The organism is Micromonospora pisi (assembly GCF_003633685.1).
In the GTDB taxonomy this organism is placed as follows: Bacteria; Actinomycetota; Actinomycetes; order Mycobacteriales; family Micromonosporaceae; genus Micromonospora_G; species Micromonospora_G pisi.
The window spans coordinates 422,254-434,354 of sequence record NZ_RBKT01000001.1; the positions used below are offsets into that span (position 1 = coordinate 422,254).

8 protein-coding genes are annotated in these 12,101 nt (G+C 72.3%); 5 read left to right on the plus strand and 3 right to left on the minus strand.

Annotation, left to right across the window (positions count from 1 at the left end; all coding sequences use genetic code 11):
- The first annotated feature begins 1 nt into the window (after nt 1).
- The 3 genes from BDK92_RS01790 to BDK92_RS01800 are packed head-to-tail and all read left to right on the plus strand — an operon-like array spanning nt 2 to nt 4,973.
- Nucleotides 2-1,588, plus strand: coding sequence for a class I adenylate-forming enzyme family protein (locus tag BDK92_RS01790; protein WP_246016722.1), 1,587 nt, complete (start codon nt 2-4; stop codon nt 1,586-1,588).
- Nucleotides 1,585-4,713, plus strand: coding sequence for a non-ribosomal peptide synthetase (locus BDK92_RS01795; protein ID WP_121153979.1), 3,129 nt, complete (start codon nt 1,585-1,587; stop codon nt 4,711-4,713). The genes BDK92_RS01790 and BDK92_RS01795 overlap by 4 nt, the downstream gene beginning before the upstream one ends.
- A complete protein-coding gene (locus BDK92_RS01800; protein WP_121153981.1) occupies nt 4,710-4,973 on the plus strand; it encodes an acyl carrier protein in 264 nt (87 codons plus the stop codon). The genes BDK92_RS01795 and BDK92_RS01800 overlap by 4 nt, the downstream gene beginning before the upstream one ends.
- On the opposite strand, the gene BDK92_RS01805 is transcribed toward BDK92_RS01800, so the two are convergent.
- Both BDK92_RS01805 and BDK92_RS01810 read right to left on the minus strand, forming a co-directional pair.
- Nucleotides 4,970-6,178 carry a glycosyltransferase family 4 protein gene (locus BDK92_RS01805; RefSeq protein ID WP_121153983.1) on the minus strand — a complete coding sequence of 403 codons (1,209 nt, stop codon included), beginning with the start codon at nt 6,176-6,178 and terminating at the stop codon, nt 4,970-4,972. The two genes, BDK92_RS01800 and BDK92_RS01805, sit on opposite strands and share 4 nt — an antisense overlap.
- 175 nt (nt 6,179-6,353) lie before the next feature.
- On the minus strand, nt 6,354-6,920 hold the full coding sequence (locus BDK92_RS01810; protein WP_121153985.1) for a YflT domain-containing protein: 567 nt from the start codon (nt 6,918-6,920) through the stop codon (nt 6,354-6,356).
- A gap of 181 nt (nt 6,921-7,101) precedes the next feature.
- On the opposite strand from BDK92_RS01810, the gene BDK92_RS01815 reads away from it, so the two are divergent.
- On the plus strand, nt 7,102-8,409 hold the full coding sequence (locus BDK92_RS01815) for a D-arabinono-1,4-lactone oxidase (RefSeq protein WP_121153987.1): 1,308 nt from the start codon (nt 7,102-7,104) through the stop codon (nt 8,407-8,409).
- Nucleotides 8,410-8,627: 218 nt separating this feature from the next.
- Nucleotides 8,628-9,830 carry a monooxygenase gene (locus BDK92_RS01820; protein ID WP_121153989.1) on the plus strand — a complete coding sequence of 401 codons (1,203 nt, stop codon included), beginning with the start codon at nt 8,628-8,630 and terminating at the stop codon, nt 9,828-9,830.
- 465 nt (nt 9,831-10,295) lie between these two features.
- On the opposite strand, the gene BDK92_RS01825 is transcribed toward BDK92_RS01820, so the two are convergent.
- On the minus strand, nt 10,296-12,017 hold the full coding sequence (locus BDK92_RS01825) for a CocE/NonD family hydrolase (protein WP_121153991.1): 1,722 nt from the start codon (nt 12,015-12,017) through the stop codon (nt 10,296-10,298).
- Nucleotides 12,018-12,101 lie beyond the last annotated feature (84 nt).

Consider the following 12,101-nt stretch of genomic DNA (forward strand, 5'->3'; position numbering starts at 1 on the left):
GGTGGCCGGCGGGACAGGAGCCGAGGTGGCCGGTGGTACGGGAGTCGTCGCTGGCGGCCGGGGTGGGCGGACAGCGGTCGCCCGGACCGTACCGGAGTTGCTGAGCTGGCGGGCGGCGGCCCACCCGGACCGGGTGGCGATCGAGGTGCACCGGGTCGCGTCGCTGACCTTCGCCGAGTGGGAGGCGGGCGCGACCGCGGTGGCCGCCGGGCTGCACGCGCGCGGGCTGGGTCCCGGTGAACGGGTCGGACTGCTCTTCGGCGCCGCCGGCTGGGTCGACTTCGCGGTCGCGTACTGCGGGGTGCAGCGGGCGGGCGGGGTGGCCGTGCCGCTCTCCGACCGGCTCGCCACCGCCCAGGTACGGCAGGCGCTGGCGCACTGCGCGGCCACGACGTTGGTCCACGGCACCGAGGCCGGTACCGGACCGGCGCCGGTCTGGCCCGTACCGGCTGCGACCGTGGCCGACCTCGTCGCCGCCGGCGGCGGATCGGCCGGCACCACCCCGGTCGCCGTGGCCCGTCCCGGGGACCTGGCCCAGATCCTCTACACCTCCGGTGCCACCGGCCGCCCCAAGGGCGTCGGCGCGACCCACGCGAACCTGACCGCCGCCGCGCCCACCCATCCGCGCCGGCTGGCACTGGGCCACTCGGACCGCTTCCTGCACGCGTTCGCGATCGGCACCAACGCCGCCCAGACGATGCTCTTCAACGCGCTCACCGCCCACCCCACCGCGCTGACCCTGCCGCAGTTCACCCCGGCCCGGTTCGCCCGCCTGGTCGAGGCGCCCGGCACCGGCACGGTCTTCGTGGTGCCGTCGATGGCGATCGAGTTGCTCAACTCCGGGGCGCTGCGCGGACGGGACCTGTCCCGGGTGCAGCTGATCGGGTCGACCGCCGCCCCGCTGGCACCCGCCGTCGCCGCCCGGCTCGCCGCGACCTTTCCGAACGCGGCGATCGTCAACTACTACACGTCGACCGAGGCGGCGCCCGCGCAGACCACAATGATCTTCGACCCGGCCCGCCCCGACGCGGTCGGCCGGGCCGGTCCCGGCACCCTGATGATCGCCGACGACCAGGGTCGGGCGCTGCCCGACGGCGCGACCGGACAGGTCTGGCTGCGCTGCCGCCACCCACGCGCCTACTACCGGGACGATCCGGCCAGCCAGGCCACCTTCCACGGCGAATGGGTACGGATGGGTGACGTCGGCCGGATGGATGCCGAGGGCTACCTCTACCTCGCCGACCGGCACGAGGACGTGATCAAGTCCGGGGCGTTCAAGATCTCCACCCTGGAGATCGAGGCGGCCCTCTACGAACACCCCCGGATCGCCGAGACGGCCGTCGTCGGGGTCCCCCATCCGGTGCTGGGCAGCACCGTCGCCGCGGTGGTCGTACCGCACCCGGGAACCCCGGAGGCCGAGTTCGCGCTCCCCGCGCTGCGCGGCTTCCTCGCCGGCCGGCTCGCCGACTACCAGCTCCCGACCCGGGTGCTGGTGGTGGAACAGCTGCCCCGCAACGAGGCCGGCAAGGTCCTGAAACGTCAACTGGTCAGCCAACTCGCGCACACCCAGCTTCCGGAGGGCCCGTGAACAAGACCTCGACGACGTACGCCCAACACGCCGTCTGGTTCACCGAGCAGGCCGGCGTCGCGGGCGGCACGTACCAACTGGCCCTCGGGATCAGGTTCGGCGCCGATCTCGACCAGTCCGCGCTGGCCGAGGCGTGCACGGCGGTGATCGACCGGCACGAGGTGCTGAGCACAGCGGTCGAGCCCGACCGGGACGGCGTTCCCGCCCTGGTCCCGGCCGCCGAGAAGATCTCCGTACGGCACGGGGAACTGACCGACGACCGGCTGAGTACGGAACTGACCCGACCGTTCGACCTGCGCCAGGGGCCGCTGGCCCGGTTCACCCTGCTGACCTCGCCGACCCGGGGCCTGCTCCTGGTCACCGCGCACCACCTGGTCTTCGACGGCATGTCCAAGGACGTACTCCTCGCCGACCTGGCGGCCGCGTACGAGGCTGCGGTGGCCGGCCGACCGGTCGACCTGGGCCCCGCCGCCGACCCGTACGCCGGGGACGCGGCGGCCGAGCAGGAGCGGGTCACCGCCGAACTGGAGCCGGCCCGGCGGTTCTGGGACTCCCGCTGGTCACCGCCGGGCGGGGTGGTCCTGCCCGGACTGATCCGGGTGCCGACCTCGGCCGAGCCCGGGCAGAGCCGGGAGTTCACGCTCGCTCCCGAACTCGTGCACGGCCTCGACCGAGTCACCCGGGAGATCGGCGTGACCCGCTTCGAACTGCTGCTCGCCGTGGTGCACACCCTGCTCGACCGGTACGGCAACCAGGATCTGCCGGTGGGCGTGGGCATGTCCACCCGTACCGCCCGCAGCGCCGGCCGGGTCGGCCTCTTCGTCAACGAACTGCCGACGTACCCGCCGGACCCGTCCGGCTCCTTCCGCGACTACGCGCACGCGGTCCGGACCGGGCTGCGGGAGGCGTACCGGTTCCGGCACGTACCGCTCGCGCGGGCGGTGAACGGGCTGCGCCCGGCGCCCGCGCTGACCCCGGTCTCGGTCGGCTACCGCCGCCGGGCGGCCGCGCCCGAGTTCGCCGGTGCGGCGACGGAGGTCGTCTGGAGTCTGTTCAACGGGACCGCCCGCAACGCGCTGCACGTGCAGGTCGTCGACGGTTCGGACGCGGTCACCGTGAGCCTGCAGCACAGCCCCGCCGCGATCGACGGCGCGGCCGTGGACCGGATCGGCGCACACCTGCGCACGGTGCTGGCGGCGGTGCTCGACGACCCCGACCGTCCGATGGTGACGCTGCCGCTGCTGCCGCCGGACGAGTGGGCCGGGCTGGTCGACGACGGCAACGCCACCGCCCGCGACTATCCCGTCGAGGCCACCGTCCCCGAACTCTTCACCGCGCGGGTACGCCGCCACCCGGAGGCGGTCGCCGTCGTCGACCGGGACCGACGCCTGACGTACGCGGAGCTGGACGCGGTGAGCGGACGACTCGCCGCGCTGCTGGGCCAGCGGGGCGTCGGGGCGGGTGCGCTCGTCGCGATCGCCCTGGACCGGTCCTGGCAGGCGGTCGCGGCGCTGCTGGCGGTGCTGCGGCTCGGCGCCGCGTACGTGCCGGTCGACCCCGCCTATCCGCCGTCCCGGCAGGCGATGCTGCTCGACGACGCCGATCCCGCGTTGGTCGTCACGACCGCACCGGTCGCCGCCCGACTCGACCCGCGAACTCCGGTGTTCGTCGTGGACGACCTCGACGCCGGCATCGAACCGGATGGGATCGTCACGGGGCAGGCGGCGCCGGTCGGCCCCGACGATCTCGCCTACGTGCTCCACACCTCCGGCTCGACCGGCCGTCCGAAGGGGGTCATGGTGCGCCACGGCGCGCTGGCCAACCTGCTGTTCGGCCTCGGCGACCTGCTCGGCGCCGGGCCGGCGCACCGGTGGCTCGGGCTGACCTCGCTCTCCTTCGACATCTCCGGGGTCGAAATCTTCCTGCCGCTGGTCACCGGTGGCAGTGTGGTGGTCGCCTCCGGTACGCACGCTGCCGACGGGCCGGCGGTGTGCCGGCTGATCCGGGAGCAGCGGGTCACCCACGTCCAGGCAACCCCGTCAGGCTGGCGGATCCTGCTCGACGCGGGCTTCGGCGGCCCGGACGCCGGCGGGCCGGACGCCGACTCACCGGACGTCGGCTCGCCGGAAAGCGGCGGAATCGTGGCGCTCGCCGGGGGTGAGGCGCTGCCGCTGCCCCTGGCCCGGGAACTGCGGGCCCGGGTGGCCCGCCTGGTCAACGGTTACGGGCCGACCGAGGCGACCATCTACGCGACCGCCGCCGACCTGCCCGAAGGGCCGCAACGGGTGACGATCGGGCGGCCGTTGCCGAACACCCGCGCGTACGTGCTGGACGCCCGGATGCGGCCGGTGCCGGTGGGCGTACCGGGCGAGCTGTACCTCGGTGGTCCTGGGGTGGCGAGCGGCTACCTGCGCCAACCGGAGCTGACCGGGGAGCGGTTCGTACCCGATCCGTTCGCGCCCGCCGGGTCGGGCGGGTCGGCGGGGCGGCTCTACCGGACCGGCGACCTGGTCCGGCGGTTGCCCGACGGCCGGTTCGACTTCATCGGCCGGGCCGACCAGCAGGTCAAGATCCGGGGCCACCGGGTCGAGCTCGGTGAGATCGAGGCCGGGTTGGCGGCACATCCGGCGGTGGTCGCCGCGGCGGTCGTGCTGCGCGGTGACGCGACCGAGGCCACGTTGATCGGGTACGTCGTACCGGCCGGCCCACCGCCCGAGCCCGGCGCGCTCCGTACCCACCTGGCGCGGACCCTGCCCGCCGCGATGCTGCCGAACACCTGGGTCTTCCTTGACCGGCTGCCGCTCACCGCGAACGGCAAACTGGACCGGTCGGCCCTGCCCGATCCCCCTCCGGACCGAATCCTCGTCCCCGGCCCGCCGACGACGCCGGTCGAAGACGACGTGGTGCGACGGATCCGGTCGATCTGGCAGGACGTGCTCCAGATCAGCGACATCGGCCTGGACGAGGACCTGTTCGACCTCGGTGGTCATTCGCTCACCATCACCCGGATCAGCGGCCGGATCCACCAGCACCTGGGGGTGGAGGTGCCGCTGGAGGTCTTCTTCGACACCCCGACGATCGCGGAGATCGCGGAGTTCGTACGAGATTCGGGAGGTGGGCGATGAACGCCGACGACGACCTGCGCCGACGGCTGGCCGATCTGGTGCACGAGGTCACCGACGGGGCGGTGACGGCGGACGACGCGCTGGACGCGACCGCCTCGCTGGTCGCCCTCGGCGTGGACTCGCTGGGTCTGCTCCGGCTGATCGACGCGATCGAGACCGAGTACGACGTCGAACTCGACCTCTCCGCCGGAGGCCACTCCCTGACCACCGTCGACGACCTCGCCGCCCAGCTCACCGCCCACCTGCCCGCGACGCCCTAGTGGTTTCCGTTCACCGCCGTCCCCGTCGCGTTGTCGGCCGGCTGCTCCCGGCCACCCGGCCCGCCGGTGCCGGTCAACTGCCGCCAGACACGGCACATGCTGTCGGCCACCCCGGTCCAGCTGAACTCGGTGGTGGCCCGGGCGACGCCCTGGCCGGCCAGGCGGCGGGCGAAGTCGGGGTTGTCCCGCAGCCGTGCCAACCGGTCCACCAGGGCCAGTACGTCGCCAGCCGGATAGGTCAGGCCCGCCGTGCCGAGCACGTACGGAATCTCGCCCACGTCACTGCCGACGACCGGCACCCCGCAGGCCATCGCCTCCACCAGTACCCGGCCGAACTGCTCCCGCTGCGGAATGCCGATCCACCGGACCAGGTTGCGCTGGATCACCTCGATCGAGGGCAGGACCAGCACGTCCATCCGGGCGAGCAGCTTCGGTAGGTTGCCGTGGTCGGTCCAGCCGTGTAGCCGTACCCGTCCCGGGCGGTTCGCGGCGAGGCGTTCGATCTCGGGGGCGAGACTGCCGCCGCCCACCGCCAGCAGGTCGCAGTCGAGCAGCTCGACCGCCCGGAGCAGGTCGCGTACGCCCTTGTGCGGCTCGAGCCGGCCGACGAAGCCCACGGTGAAGCGGCCGCCCTGCGGTCGGGGCGCCGGCCGGGGCTGGAACAGCGTGGTGTCCACGCCGAGCGGGACGATGGTCGCCGCCCCCCGGTAGCCCTTGGCGCGCAGCACGCCGAGCGCGGCGGGCGTGATCGGGAAGGCGTGGTCGACGGTGTCGTACGCCTGCCGCTCCAGGCGGGGGAACGGAACCGGGAAACGCATCACGATGTTCTGGGCGGCGTGCAGCGTGATCGGCGCGGCGGGCCAGTACCGCTGACGCATCCGGATCGCCTGCCAGGTGGTCAGGTAGGCGGCCTCGCCGATGACGTGTACGACGTCCGGGCACCGACCGCCGAGCAGGCGACCGGTGCCGGGCCGGAACAGCGCTGAGGCCATGTGTCCGGTGCGGTCCTCGCCGAGCAGGTGCGGCACCAGGTGGTAGCGCAGGTTCGACCGTTGCCGGGCCAACCGGTCCAGGGCCCGGTGGGTCGGTGCGGAGACGTCGGCGGCGAGCACCGTGAGGGCCACGTCGGGCCGGTCGCAGAGCGCCGCGAACAGCTCGGTCCAGTGTTCGGTACGCCTGCCCCCCGCTGTGATCAGGACGTGCATGAAGGTCCCCTTTCCAGAAGGTCGGGGGGTGTTTCGGCGTGTCCTGAATCATCATGAACCACCCGACACGCCGGAAAGCGCACAACACGTCGATCCGGGGCGAGCAAAAATCGGGGCCACGCGACGGTTGCGGTCGCGCGGCCCCGAGCAGTGCCGGGTGTACGGGTGGACCCGGTCAGCCGGCCGTGCCGGCCTCGCTGGTGCGCCAGTTCAGCCGGACGAGCAACTGACGCGCCTGTTCGGCCTGCTCCGCCTCGACCGCGATGGCGTACTGCTCCGCCTGTAGCGAGCTGCGTGAGGTGAAGTCGCGCCGACCTCTGGTCATCGCGTGTGCGCTGGCGCCGAAGATCGCTCCCCAGACCGCTCCGATCGCCACCGCGGCGATCAGCACGCCGACCCAGCTTCCACTGCTGAAGATGCCGAACAACACCCCGATGAAGAGCCCGAACCAGGCGCCGCTGGCCGCCCCGGCCGAGGCCGCGCGACCGGTGGTCAGCCGGCCGATGACGTTCTCCACCAGGCGCAGACCGGTGCCGACGATCGCGGTGTGCTGGACCGGGAACCCGCTGTCCGACAGGTAGTCCACGGCACGCTGGGCGGCGGCGTAGTCCGGGTAGGTCGCCACGGTCACCGTGGGCGGCGCGAGTTCCGGTACGGCACCGCCGGCCGAGGGAGGTACGGGCGTGCCGGCCGGTCCGGGTGGCAGGTTGCCGGCCCCGGGGGTCGAGGGTGTGGTCACCATTACCTTCTTTCGAGGAGTGTCGGGCGAGAGGTGGGTCGGGCGGTGCGGCGGTGGTGTCACCGTCGACCTTGGCGTGCGGCTGCCGGCTTGGCAATGTTGGTACGGTGTGCCGCCGCCCGTGGTGGCACGCGCCGGCCCACCCGCCCGGGGCCGACACCAGGGCCAGCAGACAGGACCACAGATGACTCCCCCGTCCACGACCGGACCGACACCAGCACCGGCGACCGATGCCCGATCCAACTGGGCCGGAAACATCACCTTCGGGGCCCGCCGGTTCCACCGCCCCTCCTCCGTCGCCGAGCTGCGTCGTCTCGTCGCCGGCAGCGAGCGGGTGCGCGCGCTCGGCACCGGGCACTCGTTCAACGACATCGCGGACACGTCGGGCGATCTCGTCTCGGTCGCCGGGCTGCCGGAACGGGTGGAGATCGCCCAGGACGGCCGGACCGTCACGGTGAGCGCCGGCATTCGGTACGGGGACCTGGCCGCACGGCTGCACGCGCGGGGTCACGCCCTGCACAACCTCGGCTCACTTCCGCACATCTCGGTGGCCGGTGCCTGTGCCACCGCGACCCACGGCTCCGGCGAACGCAACGGCAACCTGGCCACCGCGGTCCGCGCGATGGAGCTGGTCACCGCCGACGGGGAGCTCGTCACGGTGAGCCGGGAGACCGACGGTGACCGCTTCCCCGGCATGGTCGTCGGGCTGGGTGCCCTCGGCGTGGTGACCGCGCTGACGCTGGAGATCGAGCCGAGCTACGACCTGCGGCAGTACGTCTACCAGGACCTTCCCGGCGCAGAGCTGCACAACCGGCTCGACGATGTCCTCGGCGCCGGGTACAGCGTCAGCCTCTTCACCGACTGGACCGGCACCGGGATCGACCAGGTCTGGCGCAAGCTCCGGGTCGACGGCGACGACTCCCCCGCCACGTCCGACTGGTACGGCGCCACGCTGGCGACCCGACCGCTGCACCCCGTACCGGGGATGTCGGCGGTGAACTGCACCGAGCAGCTCGGTGTCCCCGGCCCCTGGCACACCCGGCTGCCGCACTTCCGGCTGGAGTTCACCCCGAGCAGCGGCGAGGAACTGCAGTCGGAGTACTTCGTGGCCCGGACCGACGCACGCGACGCGCTCGACGCGCTGGCCACCGTCCGGGACCGGATCGCGCCGGTGCTGCAGATCTCCGAGATCCGTACGGTGGCCGCCGACGACCTCTGGTTGAGCCCGAGCTACCGGCGCGACAGTGTGGCTCTGCACTTCACCTGGGTGAAGGACACCTCGGCGGTGACCCCGGTGCTGGCCGCGATCGAGGAGCGCCTGGCCCCGTTCGCCGCCCGCCCGCACTGGGGCAAGCTGCACGGCGTCGACCCCGAGGTGGTACGCGGACGCTATCCCCGCTGGTCCGATTTCATCGCGCTGCGCGACGAGTACGACCCGCGGGGCAAGTTCCGTAACGAGTGGAGTGACCGCTACCTCCCCACTGACCACTGACCACGGGCCTCCGATGGACGGCGACCACAAAGGTGGGAAAAACTCACTTTCAGCCTCCATAGTGTCTGATCTAGGACATCTGCGGTGTCGTCCCGGATACGGCGAATAACACCCCGGTAGGCTGGCCAGGCTCACAGAGCATCATTGCCCGCTTACAGCGGGTGGCGCCTGACCCGTTCGGGCTTGCCGAGCGGATCCCCACCCGACCGGAGGCAGCCATGGAATTCGTCCGACCTGTCCAGCGGTCCCTTCGCGCGGCCGCCGCACTGGGCGCTGTCGCTCTCCTCGTCACCGCCTGCGCCCTCGGCCCGGCGGGCGACCCGTCCGGCGGCGGCACTCCGACGCCGAGCGGCGCCGGTCACGGCGGCCACGACAGCAGCTTCGATCCACCAGTGCCGGCCCCGCTCCGGGACGGAGAACGATTCGTCAACCTGACCATGCCGCAGCCGTACACCCCGGCGGCACCGAACGGTGGCACCGACGAGTACCGGTGCTTCCTGGTCGACCCCGGACTCACCAACCCGGCGTACCTGACCGGCAGCCAGTTCCTGCCACAGAACGTCGACCTGGTCCACCACGCGATCTTCTTCCGGATCGCGCCGGCCGAGGCCACGGCCGCCCGCGCGCTGGACGACCGTACGCCCGGCGAGGGCTGGACCTGCTTCGGCAACAGCGGTATCGGGCGCGACGCGGCCTGGATCGCACACTGGGCACCGGGCGCGAACGAGACCCTGCTCGCGCCGAACCTGGGCTACCAGATGACACCCGGCAGCCAACTCGTCATGCAGGTGCACTACAACCTGCTCGGCGCGCCGCCCGGCGCGGTCGGCTCCGACAGGTCCGGCATCCGGCTCCGGCTCACCGACGGCGGGGCCGACTTCGTCCCCCTGCACACCACACTGCTCCCCGCCCCGGTCGAACTGCCCTGCACGGCGGAGGAGTCCGGGCCGCTCTGCGACCGGACCGCCGCCGTCGCCGACGTCGCACACCGGTTCGGCGCCGAGGCCGAGGAGGCGGTCGGCGAGCTGAACCAGTACTGCAACGGGGGCCGGGCGCCGACCGCCGGCACCACCCAGCACTGTGACCACCAGGTCACCGAGAAATCCACCCTGTACGCCCTCGCCGGGCACATGCACCTGCTCGGCCGCTCGATCAAGGTCGAGCTGAACCCGGGCACCACGAAGGCGCGTACCTTGCTCGACATTCCCGCGTACGACTTCGACGCCCAGGCGATGCACCCCCTCTCCGCGCCGGTCACCGTGGAGCCGGGGGACTCCTACCGGGTGACCTGTACGCACGACGCCGGTCTGCGCCGACAACTGCCCGCGCTGCAACCGCTGCCGCCCCGGTACGTGGTCTGGGGCGAGGGCACCAGCGACGAGATGTGTCTGGGCCTCATCGTCCAGTCCCACCCGGCCTAGATGTACCGCCCGGGGAGGTTGGTCGAGATTGTGTGACGACACGATCTGGTGTCGTAAGTAGGTGAAGGCCTCCGGTTGTGGACTGGCGCTGCCCAGGAGCCGCTCCAGCGACAGGAGGCCTTCATGTCCCACGCCAACGATGGCCTCCTCGCCCGGCTCCAGACACCAAGGTCATCCATCGAATCCGCCGACTAAGCCTGGATTTCTCAGCAGTCGAGCGTCCGAAACCACATGGCGGAGTCCGACTCGACGCCTACCCCACATGTCACCGTCACCTGGACGGGACACAGGTTGTCAGGCCCGCCGCCGCGACCAGTCGGAGGCCGCGGTGGCGCTGCGGGCGGTGCGCACGGGTACGCGCACGATCATCGGATTTCATGGACTGAAGCCGATGTTTCGTGACCGACCCACCGTCGCCCGGGACCGGGCTGACCACTACATCGTCGGATGTGGTCGAACGAACCGTCAGTCGCGGGAGCCGGTTCCATCGAGGACCGGCTCCCCGGCGGGTACGACCGGCAGGATGATCCGCGACGGTCGGGCCGCGTCGTGGTGGACGGTCTGGTCGGCGAACGTGCTGTCGGTCCCGTCGACCGACTCGGTGTTCGGGTTGCGGTCCCAGCGGGGGAAGTTGCTCGAGGTGACCTGGACCCGGAGCCGGTGGCCCCGGCGGAAGACGTGCCCGATCGACCAGAGGTCGATCTCGTGCTCCGCCGGCTGGCCCGGCTCGCCCGTGACCCGGACGATCCCGTCGGCGAGGTTGCGCGAGACGCCCGCCGGGTCGACGTCGCAGAGTCGGGCCACCCAGTCGGTGCCGGGGGCGCTGGAGGCGGCGACCAGTCGCATCCGGACCCGCCCGGTCACCTCCAGGTCGTCGGTGAGCGGCTCACCGGTGTAGACCAGCACGTCCGGCCGGCGTTCGACCCGTTCCTGGTCGAACGGGCCCGGTGGGTACTCCGTCGCCATCAGGATCTGTCCGCCGTGCGTGCGGACCGGATCGGCCGGGTCGTACCGGAAGGTGTCCGGTTCCTCGTCGGGCGCCGGCGGTTCGACGTGGAGCCGCCCGCCGGTGCCGAGGTACATCGGGGTGTCGACGGCACGGGCCAGCGGCCAGGCCGGTTCGTCCCGCCAGCGGTTGACCCCGGTGAGGAAGATCCGCACCGGGGCTTGCGGTGCCGACCGCCGCTGCGCCGCCGACTGGTCCGCCGCCGGTTTCAGCCACCGGTCGAACCAGTCGAGCTGGAGTTCGCCGAGGGTGGAGCGCAGGTCGAGGCTGCGCTCGTTGGCGGCCAGACCGAAGTTGAGTTCGCCCTGCTGGTGACCGCCCTGGCTGCGATGCGACCAGGGTCCGACGATCAGTTGGGCGGGGCGGCCGGTGTCACTCATCGCGCGGAAGTTGTCCAGGGTGCCCTGGATGAACACGTCGTACCAGCCGCCGATGTTGAGGGTGGGAAGGTCGATCTGGTCGTACTTGTCGGTGACCCGGCAGGCGGCGACCACGTCCGGGTCGGCGAGCGCGCGTTGGTAGCCCAGGTCCGGGACCTGATGGCGGGCGAAGGCCGGAAACGCCGCCGCGGGCAGTTCCCAGTAGGCGCCGGTGTCCAGCCCGTCCAGTTCGGCGACGAGCGCGACCAGCCGCCGGTGGCGCTCGTCGGGGGCGTCGTGGAACCGGCGGCTGATCAGGTTGGCGCCCTGTTGCAGCGACCAGTTGGCGCCGAGTCCGAGTTCGATCGCGCCGCCCCGGCCGAACAACCCGTCGAACGGTTCGGACCAGGTGAACGCGGGGGCGATCGCCTTCAGCTCCGGCGGCTTGCCGGCCGCCGCCATCCACTGGGCGTTGCCGAGGTAGCTGGGGCCGTACATGCCGACGAGTCCGTTGGCGCCGGGCAGGGCGGCGGCCCAGCGTACGGTGTCGTATCCGTCGGCCTGCTCGTGGCGTAGCGGCTCCCACTCCCCTTCGGAGCCGTACCGGCCCCGGGTGTCCTGAACCACGACCAGGTAACCCCGGCGTACGGCGGCCAGCGGGTTGAGGGTGGCGAGGATGCCCGGATCCTGCTTGCTGTACGGCGTCCGGACCAGCAGCACCGGCCACGGTCCCGCCCCGGCGGGCCGGAACACGTCGGCGCGCAGGACGACACCGTCGCGCATCTCGGCGGGTACGTCGAACTCGATCCGTACGTCCGTCATCGTCGTTCCTCCCGCGCTGTGGTTCCGGCCGGGCGTCGGCGGCGCCGGCCGGAACGAGGATAGCGGTGTGTCGGGATGGAAGGC